The sequence below is a fragment of the Pseudorhizobium marinum genome, assembly GCF_000705355.1.
Classification (GTDB): domain Bacteria; phylum Pseudomonadota; class Alphaproteobacteria; order Rhizobiales; family Rhizobiaceae; genus Neorhizobium; species Neorhizobium pelagicum.
Genome location: NZ_JMQK01000001.1, coordinates 188852 through 206009, shown reverse-complemented (window position 1 = coordinate 206009; position 17158 = coordinate 188852). Strand labels below are relative to the sequence as shown.

General features: G+C 63.6%; 20 protein-coding genes. 6 read left to right on the top strand and 14 right to left on the bottom strand.

Annotation, left to right across the window (positions count from 1 at the left end; all coding sequences use genetic code 11):
- Positions 1 to 9: 9 nt before the first annotated feature.
- The 7 genes from ybgF to ybgC form a co-directional block, all read right to left on the bottom strand.
- A complete protein-coding gene (gene ybgF, locus EO99_RS0101035; protein WP_029616792.1) occupies positions 10 to 1017 on the bottom strand; it encodes a tol-pal system protein YbgF in 1008 nt (335 codons plus the stop codon).
- A 175-nt stretch (positions 1018 to 1192) separates the two neighbouring features.
- Entirely contained in the window at positions 1193 to 1735 is a 543-nt protein-coding gene (gene pal / locus EO99_RS0101030; RefSeq protein WP_029616791.1) for a peptidoglycan-associated lipoprotein Pal, read from the bottom strand.
- A 171-nt stretch (positions 1736 to 1906) separates the two neighbouring features.
- On the bottom strand, positions 1907 to 3211 hold the full coding sequence (tolB, locus tag EO99_RS0101025) for a Tol-Pal system beta propeller repeat protein TolB (RefSeq protein ID WP_029616790.1): 1305 nt from the start codon (positions 3209 to 3211) through the stop codon (positions 1907 to 1909).
- A gap of 20 nt (positions 3212 to 3231) precedes the next feature.
- The gene (locus tag EO99_RS0101020) at positions 3232 to 4353 is read right to left on the bottom strand and encodes a hypothetical protein (RefSeq protein WP_029616789.1); all 1122 of its coding nucleotides are present in this window, start codon (positions 4351 to 4353) and stop codon (positions 3232 to 3234) included.
- 10 nt (positions 4354 to 4363) lie between these two features.
- Positions 4364 to 4819, bottom strand: coding sequence for a protein TolR (gene tolR, locus EO99_RS0101015; protein WP_029616788.1), 456 nt, complete (start codon positions 4817 to 4819; stop codon positions 4364 to 4366).
- Between the two features lie 24 nt (positions 4820 to 4843).
- Positions 4844 to 5563: a protein TolQ gene (gene tolQ, locus EO99_RS0101010; RefSeq protein ID WP_029616787.1), complete on the bottom strand. Its 720-nt coding sequence runs from the start codon at positions 5561 to 5563 to the stop codon at positions 4844 to 4846.
- A 232-nt stretch (positions 5564 to 5795) separates the two neighbouring features.
- Positions 5796 to 6245, bottom strand: a complete 450-nt coding sequence (gene ybgC / locus EO99_RS0101005; RefSeq protein ID WP_029616786.1) for a tol-pal system-associated acyl-CoA thioesterase — start codon at positions 6243 to 6245, stop codon at positions 5796 to 5798.
- 123 nt (positions 6246 to 6368) lie between these two features.
- On the opposite strand from ybgC, the gene EO99_RS0101000 reads away from it, so the two are divergent.
- The 4 genes from EO99_RS0101000 (at position 6369) to EO99_RS0100985 (ending at position 10665) form a co-directional block, all read left to right on the top strand.
- Positions 6369 to 7589, top strand: a complete 1221-nt coding sequence (locus EO99_RS0101000; RefSeq protein WP_029616785.1) for an NAD-dependent epimerase/dehydratase family protein — start codon at positions 6369 to 6371, stop codon at positions 7587 to 7589.
- On the top strand, positions 7589 to 8452 hold the full coding sequence (locus EO99_RS0100995; protein WP_029616784.1) for a glycosyltransferase: 864 nt from the start codon (positions 7589 to 7591) through the stop codon (positions 8450 to 8452). The genes EO99_RS0101000 and EO99_RS0100995 overlap by 1 nt, the downstream gene beginning before the upstream one ends.
- Positions 8449 to 9345, top strand: a complete 897-nt coding sequence (locus EO99_RS0100990; protein WP_029616783.1) for an NAD-dependent epimerase/dehydratase family protein — start codon at positions 8449 to 8451, stop codon at positions 9343 to 9345. Before EO99_RS0100995 ends, EO99_RS0100990 begins: the two co-directional genes overlap by 4 nt.
- A gap of 78 nt (positions 9346 to 9423) precedes the next feature.
- Entirely contained in the window at positions 9424 to 10665 is a 1242-nt protein-coding gene (locus EO99_RS0100985; RefSeq protein WP_162179293.1) for a hypothetical protein, read from the top strand.
- Positions 10666 to 10727: 62 nt separating this feature from the next.
- On the opposite strand, the gene EO99_RS0100980 is transcribed toward EO99_RS0100985, so the two are convergent.
- The 7 genes from EO99_RS0100980 to ruvC form a co-directional block, all read right to left on the bottom strand.
- Positions 10728 to 10943, bottom strand: a complete 216-nt coding sequence (locus EO99_RS0100980) for a hypervirulence associated TUDOR domain-containing protein (RefSeq protein ID WP_029616781.1) — start codon at positions 10941 to 10943, stop codon at positions 10728 to 10730.
- A gap of 30 nt (positions 10944 to 10973) precedes the next feature.
- Positions 10974 to 11888, bottom strand: a complete 915-nt coding sequence (locus tag EO99_RS0100975) for a metallophosphoesterase (RefSeq protein WP_029616780.1) — start codon at positions 11886 to 11888, stop codon at positions 10974 to 10976.
- The gene (gene ruvB, locus EO99_RS0100970; protein WP_029616779.1) at positions 11885 to 12928 is read right to left on the bottom strand and encodes a Holliday junction branch migration DNA helicase RuvB; all 1044 of its coding nucleotides are present in this window, start codon (positions 12926 to 12928) and stop codon (positions 11885 to 11887) included. Before ruvB ends, EO99_RS0100975 begins: the two co-directional genes overlap by 4 nt.
- A gap of 71 nt (positions 12929 to 12999) precedes the next feature.
- A complete protein-coding gene (gene ruvA, locus EO99_RS0100965; RefSeq protein ID WP_029616778.1) occupies positions 13000 to 13617 on the bottom strand; it encodes a Holliday junction branch migration protein RuvA in 618 nt (205 codons plus the stop codon).
- Positions 13618 to 13627: 10 nt separating this feature from the next.
- Complete coding sequence (locus tag EO99_RS0100960; RefSeq protein WP_029616777.1) at positions 13628 to 14041, bottom strand: type II toxin-antitoxin system VapC family toxin; 414 nt, start codon at positions 14039 to 14041, stop codon at positions 13628 to 13630.
- 1 nt (position 14042) lies between these two features.
- Positions 14043 to 14294 (bottom strand): AbrB/MazE/SpoVT family DNA-binding domain-containing protein, encoded by a 252-nt coding sequence (locus tag EO99_RS0100955; RefSeq protein ID WP_029616776.1) that lies wholly within the window; start codon positions 14292 to 14294, stop codon positions 14043 to 14045.
- A gap of 58 nt (positions 14295 to 14352) precedes the next feature.
- Positions 14353 to 14865: a crossover junction endodeoxyribonuclease RuvC gene (ruvC, locus tag EO99_RS0100950; RefSeq protein ID WP_029616775.1), complete on the bottom strand. Its 513-nt coding sequence runs from the start codon at positions 14863 to 14865 to the stop codon at positions 14353 to 14355.
- Between the two features lie 185 nt (positions 14866 to 15050).
- Between ruvC and EO99_RS0100945 the strand changes: the two genes are divergently transcribed.
- Both EO99_RS0100945 and EO99_RS0100940 read left to right on the top strand, forming a co-directional pair.
- Positions 15051 to 16067 carry a methyl-accepting chemotaxis protein gene (locus tag EO99_RS0100945; protein ID WP_029616774.1) on the top strand — a complete coding sequence of 339 codons (1017 nt, stop codon included), beginning with the start codon at positions 15051 to 15053 and terminating at the stop codon, positions 16065 to 16067.
- A gap of 91 nt (positions 16068 to 16158) precedes the next feature.
- A complete protein-coding gene (locus EO99_RS0100940) occupies positions 16159 to 17157 on the top strand; it encodes an LLM class flavin-dependent oxidoreductase (RefSeq protein WP_029616773.1) in 999 nt (332 codons plus the stop codon).
- The last annotated feature ends 1 nt before the right edge of the window (position 17158 follow it).

The window sequence follows — 17158 nt, the reverse complement described above, 5'->3', positions numbered from 1 at the left end:
GGCGGCCGATCAGCAGCCGAGGCGCTTCTGCTCGGACGACACCTTCGCCAGCACGGGGCGCTGCGCGTTCGGGTAGCGCTTCTTGACCTCGCTCAGGGTTGCACAGGCGGTTTCGGAATTGTCGAGCGCGGCAAGCGACATGCCGAGCTTCAAGAGCATTTCCGGGGCCTTGGGCGATTTGTCGTAGGTCTGGTGGGCGTTCAGGAAGGTCTTGGCGGACTCGGTGTATTTGGCCTGCGAGTATTGCGCTTCGCCAAGCCAGAAGCTTGCGTCCGCAGCCCGCTCGCCCTCGGGAAACTCGCTCAGATACTGGGTGAACCCCTGCTCCGCCAGCGCATAGTCGCCGGTCAGCACGTGGTTGTAGGCGACCTGATAGGTGTCGCTCTCGCTGCCGAGCGAAGCCGTCTGCTGGGTATCCGGCACCTGGCCGGGGTTTGTTCCGTTCGCCTGCCCCTGGGCGGGCAGTCCCGGACCTGGATCGACGCCCGGCAGGCCGGAGGAATTGTCGACGTCATTGCGGCTGACGTTGCGCGGATTGCCGTTCTGGTCGAAGTCGATCGCGCCGAGGACCGTTTCCGGTGCCCCCGGCGTTTCGGCAGCACCCGACTGCCCCACCGGCGGCGTTTCGATGATGCGCGCAACATCGTCGGCCGGCGCTGCGGGCTGCGGCGTCGCCGCGGTAGCGGCCGGTCTCCCGGCCGCTCCGTTTTCGCTCTTCTCGAGTTCCTGGAAACGGAACTCGTTGTCTTCCTGGGTCTTTCGCATCTGCTCCTGCATCTGCAGAAGCTGGAAGCTCATTTCCTCGATACGTCCGTTCAGCTGGCGAATTTCCTCCTCCAGCTGCTGGATACGGATCGGCCCGTCGGTGGCTTGCGCCAGCACCATCGGTGCCTCCGGCGCGCGCGGCGCCTGCGATACCTGTCCGCGCTGCGGGAAAAGCTCCGGCAACGAGAATGCCCCGGCGGGGCCGCCCGCCGCCATCAGCCCCAGCATTGCTGCCAAGACAATTTTCTTCATATCGTCCGTCCTGCTTTGATCTGCGCCGATTTGGCGCGACTGCAGATTTTGTCAATCCACGCCAAAAAGCAACTAAGCCCGCCCCTAAAATCAACTCAAGTTCGGCCAAACTATGGAGAAACGAAAAAGGCGGCCCCCAGGACCGCCTTCACGATATCGTTAGATGATCGCAGCGTTACATGCCGGCGCCGCCGAGCACCGTGACGGCGCGGCGATTCTGCGACCAGCAGGAGATGTCGTCGCAAACGGCGACCGGCTTTTCCTTGCCGTAGGAGATCGTCCGGATACGGTTGGCCGGAACGCCGCGGGCAGCCAGATATTCCTTCGTGGCGGAAGCACGGCGTGCGCCAAGCGCAAGGTTGTACTCGCGGGTGCCGCGTTCGTCGGCGTGGCCTTCGACGGTGATTGCATAGTTCGGATAGCGGGCAAGCCACTGCGCCTGGCGATCGAGCGTCTGCTGTGCATCCGCGCGGATCGACGTCGAATCGGTGTCGAAGAAGATCCGGTCGCCGACGTTGACGGTGAAGTCCTGGCTCGAACCGGGTGTCGAGGCCCCTGCGCCAGCGGCGCCACCGAGACCGAGATCGCCGGCATTGTTCGGCAGGTTCTTCTTGTTGGCGCAACCGGCCAACGCCAGTGCGAGCGTCAGCGCGATGACGGCCGGGTTGCGGGCGAGGGTCTGCATTCGGCTGATTGCCGGGGTGTAGGTACGGCTCATAGCCGGTCTCTCCTCAGATCAAGTAATAGAGTTGCCGGATTCTAACCGGAGGCAGTTAATCAACGTGAAATACATATGGTTAACGAACCGTTTCGGTGTTCCTCAACCGCTCCTTTTCAGGAGATTGGGGCGGCAAAGAGGCGGCATGCTGCCCCTGTCCGCATTCTGCCATCATTCGAGAAGCGGCGACCAGGCCGGGTCAGAACCATAGGACGGTGTCTTGACCAGCTGCTCGTTGTAACCCGTCAGGTCGATGGAATAGAGCTGCGGTCCCCCTGCCCCGGCGTTCTGCCGGAAGAACATCAGCACGCGACCGTTCGGCGCCCAGGTGGGGCCTTCGTTGTGGAAGCCGGTCGTCAGGATGCGCTCGCCCGAGCCATCCGGCTTCATGACGCCGATCGAGAACTTGCCGCCCGACTGCTTGGTGAAGGCGATCAGGTCGCCGCGCGGCGACCAGACCGGCGTCGAATAGGAGCCGTCGCCGAAGGAGATGCGGGTCTGGCCGGAGCCGTCGGCCCCCATGACATAGAGCTGCTGGCGTCCGCCGCGATCGCTTTCGAAGACGATGCGGGATCCATCCGGCGAATAGGAGGGCGAGGTGTCGATCGCGGCCGTGCTCGTCAGCCGCGTCGTCGTCCGCGACCGCAGGTCCATAGTGTAGATGTTGGAGTTACCCTCCTGCTGAAGGCTCATGATCACCTTCTGGCCGTCCGGCGAAAACCGCGGCGAGAACGTCATGCCGGGGAAGTTGCCGACCACTTCGCGCTGCCCGGTTTCCAGCTGCAGCAGGTAGACGCGCGGCTGATCGCCCTCGAAGGACATATAGGTGACCTCCTGGCGGCTCGGCGAGAAGCGCGGCGTCAGCACGATGTCCTTGCCGTTGGTCAGCTGCCGGACGTTGAAGCCGTCCTGGTCCATGATCGCGAGCTGGCGCTGGCGGGCAGTCTTCGGGCCGCTTTCGGAGACGAAGACGACGCGGGTGTCGAAGTAGCCCTTCTCGCCGGTGACGCGCTCATAGATCGCATCGGCGATGATGTGGGCCACGCGGCGCCAGTTTTCCGGCTGCGTGAAGAACTGCTGGCCGGTCATCTGCTGGCCGGCGAACGTGTCCCAGAGACGGAACTCGGCGCGCAGGCGGCCGTCGCTCTCGCGCGTCACCCGGCCCGTCACCAGTGCCTGCGCATTGATGACCTTCCAGTCCTCGAAGCGCGGCTGCTGATCCGGATTGCTGATCTTCTCGATGAAGGCAGCCTTGTTGACCGGCGCAAACAGGCCGGAGCGCTGCAGGTCGGCGGCGATCACCTGGCTGATCTGGGCGCCAAGTTCGTTTCCGGACATGAAGTCGGTGACCGCGATCGGCAGAGGCTCGACATTGCCCCTGTTGATGTTGATCTCCACCAGGGCATAAGCCGGTGCGAAGGACATCGCCATCCCGGCAAACGCGATCATCAGGCGGATGAAAATGCGTTTCATCATAGTGTTCAGCCTTTCAGCTATTACAGCATTTCGCTGGGGTCGAAATTCACGACAACCTCGCTCCAGGCATCGTATTTTTCGACAGGAAGGTTCTTGAAGGGAGCCGAGCGCATCACGGCACGGAGCGCGCTTCCTTCGAGGGTACGGCGGGCGGTATCGGAACCGCCGGTCGCTGTGACTTCCGGACGACCGATGATCGCGCCGGTTTCGTCCAGTTTCATGGAAACGGTGATGATCACGCCGTCGGCACCCTCGATGCCGGCGATGATCGACCAGTTGTTCTGGATCTGACCGCGCAGTGCATCCATCTCGCTCTGGCTGAGCGAAGAACCGCTGGTGGTCTTCTTGCCGCCCAGTGCGGCCGTCTCGGTCGAGCGCTTCGCCCCACCGCCGGAGGCCTCCTGCTTGTTGAGCAGCGCCGCGATCTCGTCGGCGTTGAAGTCGCTATCCTTGGATGATGTCGACTTTGCGGTTTCCTGCTTCTTGTCGGCAACCTTCTTGTCGCTCGGCTTTTCGGCAGCCTTCGGCGTCTCGGGCTTCTTCTCCGCAGGCTTCTCGGCAGGCTTTGCCTGTTCCTTCGGAGGTTCCGGCCGCGGGCGTGCGGTGGGCACGGGAATGGTGTCCGGAAGGGGGAGTTCTTCGGCAACAGCCGCTTCCGGCGCAGGCTCTGGCGTCGGTTCCGGCGTCGGCTCGGGTGCGATCTCCGGCTTGGTCTCCGGCAGGGCGGCAACCTCGGTCGGCTTCGGCGCCGTCTCCTCCGGCACGATCTCCTTGATCGTATTGGTTTCGGTCGTCGGGTTCGGAAGCGGATTGTCGGTCTTTTCGGGAGCGGCCGCGACTTCCGTCTCGATCGGCCGTTGAACCGGCGTCGGCGGTGCCTTCAGATCGACCTCGTTGTCGCCGGCATTCTCGGCATCCTGGACGATATTCGGCTTTGTCGTCGGCACGGGCGCCGCCGTCTCCGCGAGCGGAGCCTTCTTGTCGCCCTGCTGGATCTGGGTGATCGATTCCACCGGAATGATGTCGACGGGCAACGCCTCCACGTCGGCCACGTCGAAGGACGCGGGCGTGCCGAGCGACACCAGCGCGAAGCCGAGCGCCACGGTGTGTAGAACCAGCGATGTCCCGAGACTAGCCTTCATCGCGAACCGATCACTGCTCCTGTTCCTGGAGGGTCACAAGACCGATGTTCTTGAACCCTGCCGATGAAATCCGCGCCATGACCTGCATGACGACGCCGTAGGCGGCGGCGGTATCGCCGCGCACATAGATGCGTTCGCTGTAGCCCGTGGTGGCGATCGCCTCGAGCTTCGGCACCACTTCGTCGAGCCCGATGGCCGTTTCCTGCAGGTAGATTTCCCCGGCAGGATTGACGGAAACGGTGATCGGCTGGGTGTCCGAATTCATCGCCGTCGCCTGCGTTTCCGGCAGGTCGATCGGCACGCCGACGGTCATCATCGGTGCTGCCACCATGAAGATGATCAGGAGCACCAGCATCACGTCGACGAGCGGCGTGACGTTGATCTCGCTGACGGGTGCATTCCTGCGGCCGCCGCGCCGTCTGCGACCGCCACCTGAATTCTTTGCACCACCGGCTGACATGCCCATGAGGGAGACTCCTTCTCGACCGCGTTACTGCGCCGCCTGGCGCGGCTGCAGTTTCTCGTCGATCTGCCGCGACAGGATCCCGGAGAACTCGTCGGCAAAGCCTTCCATGCGGGCGGAAAGCTTGCCGGCATCGGCAGAGAACTTGTTGTAGGCGATGACCGCCGGAATGGCGGCGACTAGGCCGATCGCGGTGGCCAGAAGCGCTTCGGCAATACCGGGCGCAACGACCGCAAGGTTGGTGGACTTCGATCCGGCGATCGCCTGGAACGAGGTCATGATCCCGACCACGGTGCCGAAGAGGCCGATGAACGGAGCGGCAGAGCCGATCGTCGCCAGCGACCCGAGGCGACCCTCAAAGGTTTCGCTCTCGCGCGCCATGGTCACGTCCATGGCCCGGTCGATGCGCATCTGCAGGCCGATCGGCGAACGGGCGCCCCGCTCGAAGCTCTTCTTCCACTCGCGCATGGCGGCGACGAAGATCGCCGAGAGACCGGTGTTCTGGCGCTCCGCCAGCGTCCGGTACAATTCCTCCAGCGACTGGCCGGACCAGAACACCTGCTCGAACTGGTCGAACTGGCGCCTTGCCTTGCCGAAGCTGACGTACTTGTCGATGACGATGGCCCATGTCCAGACAGAGGCACCCATCAATCCAAGCATGACCAGCTTGACGATGATCCCAGCCTGCATGAACAGCGCCCAGAGACTGACGTCGTGGGTCGCCGCAGCCAAACCTACATCTTCCATCTACCTATATCCCCGAATCCAAACGCCCGGCACAGGACCGGGCGGGTTCAAAAGCGCTCTCGCGAGATTTACCTGGCCGCCGGAAGCGCTCGTTACCCCAAGGTGCCCTGAGCTTTCAGCATTGGCTTCTCGCTTTCAAATTTGGTTAAAGGAAGGCGTGCGCCGCACAAATTCCTTGTCTCGCAGTACACCTCATTAGGGTTAACGATACGTTACTGTAGCGTGACTTGGGCTACTGCCGACCGCCGAGGAATTTCTCCGCCACGGTCTCCGGCAGGCGGCGGGGACGGCCGTGCCGGTTGATCACCGCAATCACCACCTTGGCCGCAATCAGCAGCGTCTCGCCGCGGCGGATTTCCTGGTTCAGCACCATCTTCGCGCCGCCTGCCTTTTCCGTCGCCGTCAGGATCGTCAGCACGTCGTCCATCCTGGCGGGAAGCTTGAAGTCGATCTCCATGCGGTGGACGACGAAGACCAGCCCCTCCTCGTCCGCTTCCAGAAGCTCGCTCTGCTGGCAGCCCAGGCAGCGCAGGTAGTCGGTCCGGCCGCGCTCCAGGAAATGCAGGTAGCGGGCGTGATAGATGAGGCCCGAAAAATCGGTATCCTCGTAATAGGCCCTTTGCACCAGCCGGTGGCCCGCCTCCGTCAACTGGCCGGAAAGAAGAAAGTTTTCAGCTGTCATCGTCATGCCTTGGTGGATGGTTGTGATGACCGGATGCCATTGCAGCGGGCATCGGCTATTGTTGTTTCTGTCACAAAACCTCCCTATCAGGAAATCCGGTCCATCAACCAGCGGAGTCGATTCATGAAGATTGCAGTTCTCGGCGGCGACGGTTTTGTCGGCTGGCCAACGTCCCTCCACCTGTCCGACCAGGGTCACGAGATCCACATCCTCGACAACCTGTCGCGCCGCTGGATCGACACGGAACTGGGGGTCCAGTCGCTGACGCCGATGGACTCGATCCAGGAACGCACCCGGGTCTGGCATGCGGAAACCGGGCGCCGGATCCACTTCCACCTGATCGATCTTGCCAAGGACTACGAGCTTCTGAAGGGATGGCTCGCCAAGCATCGTCCGGACGCCATCATCCATTTCGCCGAGCAGCGGGCTGCTCCCTATTCGATGAAGAGCGACCGTCACAAGAACTACACGGTCAGCAACAACGTCAATGCCACCCACAACCTGCTTAATGCCATGGTCGAGCTCGATCTCGATGCGCATCTCGTGCATCTCGGCACCATGGGCGTCTACGGCTATTCGACGGTCGGCGCCGCCATTCCGGAGGGCTATCTGCCGGTCGGCATCGAGACCGTTGACGGCCGCACCGTCAGCCAGGAAATCCTCTACCCGAGCAATCCCGGCTCGATCTACCACATGACCAAGTGCCTCGATCAGCAGCTCTTCCAGTTCTACGCCAAGAACGATGCGCTGCGGATCACCGATCTGCACCAGGGCATAGTCTGGGGCACCCACACGGAGCAGACGCGCCGCCATGCACAGCTCGTCAACCGCTTCGACTACGACGGCGACTACGGCACTGTGCTGAACCGTTTCCTGATCCAGGCGGCGATCGGCTACCCGCTGACCGTCCACGGCACCGGCGGCCAGACCCGCGCCTTCATCCACATCCAGGATTCGGTCCGCTGCATCGAGATCGCGCTGAAGAACCCGCCGCAGCGGGGCGGTCGTGTCGAGATCTTCAACCAGATGACCGAGACCCACCGGGTCCGCGATCTGGCCGAGATGATCTCGAAGATGACCGGCGCCGAAATCGCCTGGCTGCCGAACCCGCGCAAGGAGGCGGCCGAAAACGACCTCATCGTGCGCAACGAGAAGTTCCTCGGCCTCGGCCTTGATCCGACGACGCTCGGCGAAGGTCTGCTCGACGAGATCGTCGAAGTGGCGAAGAAGTTCGCCTACCGCGTCGACCGCTCGCGCGTTCCCGCCGTCTCCGCCTGGACGAAGGATATTGCCGCCAAGGTCGAGCGCGACCCGGAAGGCAAGCGGCTGAAGTCGGTCTCCTGATGCCGACCGAAACCGGTGCGCGGGGCATTCGCCCCGCCACGCCTGCCGGCAGCGACCGCGCCTTCGTGACGCTGGTCACCAACGCCGACTATGCGATGGGGGCAACGGCGCTTGCCCATTCGCTGCGGCGGACCGGCACGACGGCCGACATCGTCATCCTCCACACCGGCGGCGTCGAGCCAGGGGCTCTTGCACCGCTCGCAGCCCAGGGCTGCCGACTCGTCGAGGTCGACCACCTGCCGCTCTCAGAAGCCTTTTCCGAGCGCCATGCCCGCCGCAACCTGCATGGCGCCGCCCCCTTCACCAAGGGCAGAAAGCCCGATTTCCACACGCCACTCGACAATTTCTGCAAGCTGCGCCTCTGGCAGCTGGAGGAATACCGCGCCTGCGTCTTCATCGACGCCGATGCCATCGTTCTGAGAAACGTCGACAAGCTCTTCGACTACCCGGAATTTTCCGCCGCGCCGAATGTCTACGAGAGCCTCGCCGATTTCCACCGGCTGAACTCGGGCGTCTTCGTCGCCCACCCCGCGCTGGCCACCTTCGAGCGGATGCTGGAGCGGCTGGACGAGCCCGACGCCTTCTGGCGGCGCACCGACCAGACCTTTCTGGAGACCTTCTTCCCCGACTGGCACGGCCTGCCGGTCTTCATGAACATGCTGCAATATGTCTGGTTCAACATGCCCGACCTGTGGGACTGGAACAGCATCGCCATCCTGCACTACCAGTACGAGAAGCCTTGGGAAGAAAACCACCCGAAGGCGGATCAACTGCGACCGCTGCTCGATCTCTGGCACCGTTTCCATGAGGGCCGCGACATACCCGATATCTCGTCGCTGCCAGGCCCCGGAATTCTAAAATGAGGGTTCTCGTCTCCGGCGGAACCGGCCTGGTGGGGCGCTACATCGTCAACGGCCTCGCGAAGGCGGGATACGACCTCCTGGTCGGCGGCCGCACGCCGCCGCCGGAAAACTGGTTCACAGACCCCGTCAGCTTCATTCCACTGACGCTGGAGCCGAACGAGGACCAGCGAGCGGCTTTCGCAGGTGTGGACGCCTTCGTGCATGCCGCCTTCGACCATCTGCCCGGAAAATACCGGGGCGGTGAAGGCGATGATGCCACCCGCTTCCGCCGCCTGAATCTAGACGGCACGGTCCGCCTGTTCGAGACGGCCAAAGCCTTCGGCGTCCGCCGCTGCGTCTTCCTCTCCAGCCGCGCCGTCTACGACGGCCTGGCCGAGGGCATTCCCCTCGAAGAAACCGCCGACCTCGCGCCGACCTCCCTCTATGGCGAAGTGAAACTTGCGGCCGAATTGGCGCTGGCAAAGCTCTCCAGCCCGGATTTCATCACCGCCAGCCTGCGCCTGACCGGCGTCTACGGCGACCTTCGACCCAACAAATGGGACGCGCTCTATGCGGACCACCTTGCGGGACGCGGCATTGCACCCCGCGCCGGCACCGAGGTGCACGGCCGCGACGTGGCGGCTGCGGTGCAACTGATGCTGGAAACGGAGACGAGCCGGATAAACGGGCTGTCCTTCAACGTGTCCGATATCATCCTGCACACCGCACAACTGGTTTTCGGCGGCATACTCGAAAATTCGAAAGAGGCACCGAGCCCGAGACGAATGGACACCCGAAGAATATCGGCGCTCGGGTGGACGCCGGGCGGCGACCTATTGCCGCAGGAAACGCTGGCAAGGCTTCACCGTTCGTGGATAGACGACCCACCGACCGGAAACATCCTGAAGATGTGAACACAGCGGCAAAAATATCTCTGGTTGCATTTCTGAAATTGTGATTACACTCCCTGCGTGCAGTTGCACATGCACGCCGTGGCTGATGCCCGGCTTGTCCACCAACAGGGAGAAGCATCGATGCCCATTGAATCTTTAAACCCGGAAGTTTGGAAACTGGTCGGTCACATGGACGGCACTCGAACCCGTACAGGAGGTCCGAATTTCGGCTGGGGAAGCGTGCCCACGGAAAATCAGAAACTGACGGCAGCGGCGGTCTTGCCGGTCTACAAGCTGATGCAAGGGGACCAAAGCAGGCTCCGGGACTATTATCTCGTCGCGGGCGACGTCTACCATGGCATCCAGGGGTCGCCCGTTGATCCCTCTGCAAACTGGGTTTCGGTGGGCTTCTACGCCAACTACATGACGCTCGACATTCGCTGCAGAACACCGGGCGCACGGGTGATGACGTTCGGGCCCAATAGCTCGGTGGAACAGGCGACCGTCAGCTTCTCGATCGGTGGCGAGCTGAGCGGCGAGGCTGGAACGGAGGGAGGCAAGGGCGGTGCCTCGCTCAGCGCCAGCGTGGGCGTAAGCTTTACGGCATCGGAAGTCTCCTTCGCCTCCCGCCCGTCGACGAATTCCATTTCATGGCGCACCAGCCTTCCGGGCGTCGGATGGCTCGGTCCGGCGACGCCGCCCAATCCTGCCGAGCCCTCCTACGCCGGGTACCTGTGGAACCCCGCCGTCATCTTCGAGGTTCCTCAAGGGGCCTTCCCGGCACTTGAAGGCGATTTCGTAGTCGATTTCGAGTATAACTGGACGCGCGGGATACGCGCGCGGGGCTTTAACGACGTCATTCCGCTGCATTTCCAGCCGGATGGCGTTGCGGCAACCCGGGAAGAAAAGCTCCCGACGATCCTGGAACGTCTGGCGGAGCTCGGCTCCCATGAGGGCGAACCGGGACGTTCCGACACCTTCCTGGCAGCCCTCCAACGCTCGGGAGCCGCGCGCGGTTTTGGCGACAGCACGGTACAACTGCTGGTGACGGCACCCACCAACGCCGCCTTCGCAGGCTATTTCTCGGACCACCCTGCGGTTGCCGCGGCGGCGGTCTCGCCGGCGAACATGCGTTGGCTGGAGGATTTTCTCGCCCAGAGAATTCATCCGCTGACCGCGGGGAAAGTCGGGCCGAACCTCATGACGCGCATTCAGAAGGCCACGACCTCGTCCGGGGAGTGGTTTCAATGCGCAGACGGGGTACTTCATCTGAGTGACGATTATGAGGTAGATCCCAATCTGGCCAAGGCGGCCCAGGAAATCCTTCTTTCCAGCCAGTAATCCAACCAGAAGGCGGAGCGGCCTGTCAGGTCCGCTCCGCCACTTTCCATCCAACCGTTTATCTAATTCTTCTTCAATTCCGACTGGCTCTTCAGAACCCGGTCGCCATCCTCCTGCTTGATCAGGAAGGCCGGCTCGCCTTTGTCCGCCTTGCGCTTCACCTTGGTGCCCTTGATGGTGCGTTCGACATCGCTGGTAAACCGCTCCTTCGCCGTCCCCTCGGCCTTGTTCGCACCCCATCTCCACTGCACATCGTCGCCGACCTTGATCTTCGCCATCTCGTTCTCCTTGAGCCGATGGCAAAACCACTAGGACGAGCGCTCGTTCCCCAACTCCAGAAGAACCAGTTCCGGACGGTTGCCGACGCGCACCGGAATGGCCGAGCATCCGAGGCCCCGGGAGACCACGAGGTGGCGTGAACCCGCCTGATACACGCCCGCAGGATAGCGCGCCGACCCCGGCGAGGCGGAAAACGGGCGCCAGCCGAAAAGGTTGATCTGTCCGCCATGGGTGTGGCCACTCAGGGTGAGTGCCACCCGGTCGTCAACGGCGTGAAAGATGTCCGGCTCATGCGCGAGCAGGACGACCGGCGCATCATCCTGCACATCAGCGAGGGTCGCCTGCAGATCATCGATGCCCCGCATGCGGGAACGTCCCTGCCTCGCATCCGGCAGCAGTGCCATCTGATCTCCCAGGCCCGCCAGCCAGAAGTGTCGCCCGTCCTTCTCGATCCGCACGGCACGGTTGACGTGAACCGCAATGCCCGCACCGTCCAGCGCCCGCAGCACGACCGGCACCGTAGTCGGATCCTGCTGGAAGGCGGGGTCTTCCCAATAGTCATGATTGCCCAGAACCGCGTGCACGCCCAGAGGTGCTGAGAGGCCTCCCAGCACCGGGGCCCATTCCGATGGCCCGAGGGGATCACTGGCGAGAGTCATCCCCGAAAGATAGTCGCCGAGCAGCAGGATGATATCCGGCTTCAGGTCCTGGACCTGATTGCAGATCCCTTCGATCCGCCTGCGGTTCATCCAGGGCTCGCAGGCATGGATATCGGCCACCACGCAGGCACGCAGCTTGAGACCTTCTGGCCAGCCATTGGGCGTCAGCCGGTAGTGCGTGATGCGGGGCCGCGCGAACACCTCGCTGAAGGGATAGGCAACCGCCGCGGCAAGGCTCGCAAAGCCAACGCCGGCCAGCTTCAGCAAGCCTCGGCGCGTGATCAATCGTCACCCTCGAGCGTCAGGCGGAACTGCGCCGCCTCGAGATCCTTGGGCGGCTGCAGGCCGAGGTGTTTCCAGGCGCTGGCGGTCAGCACGCGTCCCCGCGGCGTCCGCTGGATGAACCCCTGCTGGATCATATAGGGCTCGATGATGTCCTCGATCGCGTCGCGCGGCTCCGAGAGTCCGGCGGCGATCGTCTCGATTCCGACCGGCCCGCCGCCGAAGTTGACGCCGATCATCGTCAGATAACGCATGTCGAGCTGGTCGAGGCCCATGTTGTCGACGAGGAGCCGCGTCAGCGCCTCGTCGGCGATCTCCCGGGTCACTGCGTCGGCACGCGCGACTTCGGCAAAGTCGCGCACCCGGCGCAACAGCCGGCCGGCGATGCGCGGCGTGCCGCGGGCGCGCCGTGCGATCTCGCGAGCACCGTCGTCGGTCATCCCGAGCCCCATCAGCCGCGCACCGCGGCGCACGATGAACTCCAGCTCCTCGACGGTGTAGAAGGAGAGCCGCACCGGAATGCCGAAGCGGTCGCGCAGCGGCGTCGTCAGCAGGCCGAGCCGCGTGGTGGCCGCCACCAGCGTGAACTTCGACAGGTCGATCTTGACGGAACGCGCTGCCGGTCCCTCGCCGATGATAAGGTCGAGCTGGAAATCCTCCATGGCCGGATAGAGGATTTCCTCCACCGCCGGGCTGAGCCTATGGATCTCGTCGATGAACAGCACGTCGCGCTCTTCGAGATTGGTGAGCAGCGCCGCAAGATCGCCCGCCTTGGCGATCACCGGCCCGGAGGTCGAGCGGAAGTTGACGCCGAGTTCCTTCGCCATGATCTGTGCCAGCGTCGTCTTGCCCAGCCCCGGCGGGCCCACGAAGAGCACATGGTCCAGCGCCTCGCCGCGATTCTTGGCCGCCTCGATGAAGACCTTCAGGTTGGCGCGCGCCTCCGCCTGGCCGGTGAAGTCGTCCAGCGTCTGCGGGCGCAGCGTGACATCGAGGTCCTCGCCCCGCTTGTCCGGCGATATCAGGCGGGAGGCTTCACTCATGAGGGCATTTCCGTTCAAGACCGTTGTCGTTCATTACACGAAGGGCAGCCGGTTTGACACCGTTGCCGTGGTTAGCGCGCCAGTTCCTTCAGGCCGAAGCGGATCAGCTTGGCGCTGTCGGCCCCCTCGCCCGCCGTCTTCATGGCAGCCGCGACGGCATTGGCCGCCTGGTCGCGCGAATAGCCGAGGTTGGTCAGCGCCGACACGGCATCCGACACCGGGGCGGCGGCAACGCCTTCGCCCAGTTCCTGCTTGAACCCTATGCCGGCCGTCGCCTCTCCGGCAAAGGCCGGCGCCTTGTTCTTCAGCTCCGTGACGAGCCGGATGGCGACCTTGGGCCCGACGCCGGGCGCCCGCGAGATGGCCGTCTTGTCCTGCAGCGCGATCGCATTGGCGAGCTCCGAAGGCGTCAGCGTCGACAGCACCGCCAGTGCCACCTTGGCCCCCACCCCCTGGACGCTCTGCAGGAGGTTGAACCATTCCCGCTCGAGCGCGGTGATGAAGCCGTAAAGCTTCAGCTGGTCCTCGCGCACATAGGTCTCGATGAACAGCACCACCGCCTCGCCGGCAGAGCCCATGCGCGACAGTGTGCGCGCCGAGCAGAAGGCCTCGTAGCAGACGCCGTGCACATCGACGAGCACGTAGTCCTCGCCGATCTCGTCAATGGTGCCTTTGAGCTTGCCGATCATGGGATGTCCGTCAGGGATGGGTTTCGGGGGTAATGAGGGGGACGTCGGGGAAGTAGGTGCGGTAGCCTTTCGGATCGCGCGTCAGGATGGAATGGCCGCGGATCAGCGCATGCGCCCCGATCAGGAAGTCCGGCAGCACGCGTTCTCGTCCGCCGCCCGCCTTTCGGTATAGGCGGAACGCGGCACCGGCCGCAAAGGCCGCCGCCCAGGGCAGGCTCTCGCGCCGGAACTCGTCCGAAGGCAGCAGAGCTTCGACCTCGTCGATGTCGTCGTATCGGACGGAAAACTCGGCGTAGATGATCGGATTGATCGTCAGCGGCACATGGCCGGCGAGCCTGGACAAGGCATTGCGCGACCATTCCAGCCAGACAGGATCCCGAACGGCAATATCGACCAGCACATTGGTGTCGACCAGAACGGCCATCTCAACGATCCCGCGTCATGCCCATCAGGGTCTCGGCATCTATCGCCGGGTCGCCGGTTCCTTCCAGGCGCTTCAGGGTCGCCATGAAGCCATCCAGCCGCTGCCGTTCCTGCTGGCGCGAAGGATCCTTCTTCGGCGCCACGATCAGTTTCCCGTCCTCGATGGTGAAGACCACCTCCGAATTGGGTTCGATGCCCGCAAGCTCGCGAAGATCGCGCGGAATGGTAACCTGTCCCTTCGATGTAACGCGCATGGCCGTGCTCCTATTGGGTAATACTTATTCCAACTACCGGAACAAGTCAAGAACACGCCTAAGCCGAAGCCAGCATCTTCCGCAGCCGCTCGCCACCGCGATTGTGTGCATGGCAGATGGCGATCGCCAGCGCATCGGCGGCATCGTTGCCGACGAAGGTCGCCTTCGGCATGAGGATCTTCAGCATCATGTGGATCTGCTTCTTGTCGCCATGACCGACGCCGATCACCGCCTTCTTCACCGCGTTGGGGGCGTATTCGGAAACCCGCAGTCCCGCCCGCGCCGGCACCAGCATCACCACGCCGCGCGCCTGCCCGAGCTTCAGCGTCGCCACCGCATCCTTGTTGACGAAAGTCTGCTCCACCGCCGCCTCCTGCGGCTGATAGGAATGCACCACCTCCGCCAGCCCATCGTGCAACTGGCAGAGCCGCGAGGCGAGGTCCAGGTCGCCGTCCGACATCACCGTGCCCGAAGCGACGAATCGAAGGCTGTTGCCGAGCGTCTCGATGACGCCCCAGCCCGTGCGGCGCAGGCCGGGGTCGATGCCGATGATGCGAATCGTCTCTGTCATGTCGATCACTCTATCTTGGAGCAGGTAGCACTGCCACGGGAATGTGAACAAAAGAGAAACGTCGACAGTTCTGTTAACCCTGTTTGCCAACTTCGGTGTAAAACATGGGCAACGGCGGCAACGGCCTTTTGATTGGCGCGTTGCCACGCCAGAAACATCGCATCCGGAATCATGAGGAGACCGTTATGCAGGATCGAGATAAGCTCGAGAATGAACTGCAGGAACTGCGAACTGTCGTGGACGCCTTCGATGGCAGTCTCCGCCGGCTCGCGATGGGAGATCTGCATCAACAGATCGAACAGCCCCTGCCGCGCGGCTATGACGGCATGCGCAAGGATTTCAACCGCGGCCTTGCCTCCGTCAGCGCCACCATCGACACCGTGCTGACCCGCGCCCGCGAAGCCCATCTGGACTGCGGAGAGGTTCGCGAAAGCCTCAAGCGGACGACCGACGAACAGGCCGCTCGCGCGAGCGCGATGACCGGCCTGGCCGCTGACGCTGGCAGCGCGGCGGAAACGGCCCGCAGCCAGTCGGCCCACGTCGAGCACGTGGCGACCATTCTTCACAACGCCCGGCTGGACATCCGCCGCCCGAAGGACGCAGCCGCCGAGGCCGTCACGGCCGCCCAGCGGACCTGCCAGTCGCTCGCAGCCCTGAAGACGATGACGGAAGAGGTTCGCACGCTTGTGCGCGAGACGGCACTGCTGTCGCTGAACGGCGGCGTCAACGCCGCTCATGCCGGCGTAGACGGACAGGAGGCCCTGGACATCGCCAAGAACCTGCACGCTCTGACGCAACAGGTCGGGTCCACGGTGGAGGCGCTGACGGAAGCGACGGACGCCGTCGTTGCCCAGGCCAAAGCCACCTCCAATGCCGCGACGCAGGTGACCCGCGAATTCGATGCCATCGACGTCTACACCGAGGCACTGGACTCGCAGCTGACGTCGTTGGGCGAATCCTCCCGCCGTCACGCCGGTGTGGTCGATGCTCTTCGTTCGGATCTGATCAGCCTGGTACGCTCAAAGCGACCGGCCGACGAAACAGCCCTGCCCCCGGACATCCAGCTCGGCAACATGGAACGCGCCATTGCCGACATCGAGCGACAGGCAAGCCGCTACACGGAAGTTCGGATCGTCACCCCACCGGCAGGCCCTGCTCCGGGCAACGGCCGGCGCTCGCATCTGCGGCTCGTGAAGACGTAAGTCTGGATCTGCACCTTCGGTATTCCGGCCTCGCAACCGCGGCCGGAATACCTACATGGGGGAAACCGACATTTCCTCCAGGACTTCAATCATGATTCCCTTTTCCATTCTCGATCTTTCGCCGGTGCCTGAAGGGCTGACCGTCCGCGACGCTCTGAACCAGTCCCGCCTGATGGCCATCAAGGCCGAAGAACAGGGCTACAACCGTCTCTGGCTGGCCGAACATCACGGCATGCCAGGCATTGCCAGTGCTGCGACATCCATTGTCATCGGCCATGTTGCGGCCGCCACGAAGCGCATCCGCGTCGGCTCCGGCGGCGTCATGCTGCCCAACCATTCGCCGCTGGTGATTGCCGAGCAGTTCGGCACGCTGGCCGCCCTCTTCCCCGACCGCATCGATCTCGGCCTCGGCCGGGCACCGGGAACCGACATGCGCACCGCCCGCGCGCTCCGCCGCAATCTCGACGCCGGCGCCGAAAACTTCCCCCACGACATCGTCGAGTTGCAGCGACTGCTCGGCAGCCCCTCTGAAGACCAGGCAATCCTGGCTGTCCCGGGCGCGAATACGAACGTGCCGCTCTGGCTGCTGGGATCGAGCGTCTACAGCGCCCATCTCGCCGCCGCGCTTGGTCTGCCTTACGCCTTTGCCTCGCATTTTGCGCCCGACATGCTCATGGAGGCGCTCGATATCTACCGCGATCGGTTCCAGCCGTCCGAAACGCTCGACAAGCCCTATGTCATGGTCGGTGTCATGGGCGTGGCAGCCGACACGGACGAAGAGGCGGCCCGCCTGTTTACATCGGCGCAGCAGCAGTTCGTCAATCTGAGAAAGAATGTCCGCGGCCAGTTCCCGCGTCCGGTGGCCAGCATGGACGGCCATTGGACCGATATGGAGCGGATGACGGTGGAGCATACGCTGCGTTTTGCGGCCGTCGGTTCACCGGCCACCGTTGGGGAAACCCTGTCCCGCTTCCTCGCCGAGACCGAGGCCGACGAGCTGATCGTGTCGATGCCGATTCACGACATCGAGGCGCGGCTGAAGTCCGTCGAGCTTTTCGCCGGACTGCCGATGATGGAGAAGGCGCACTAGC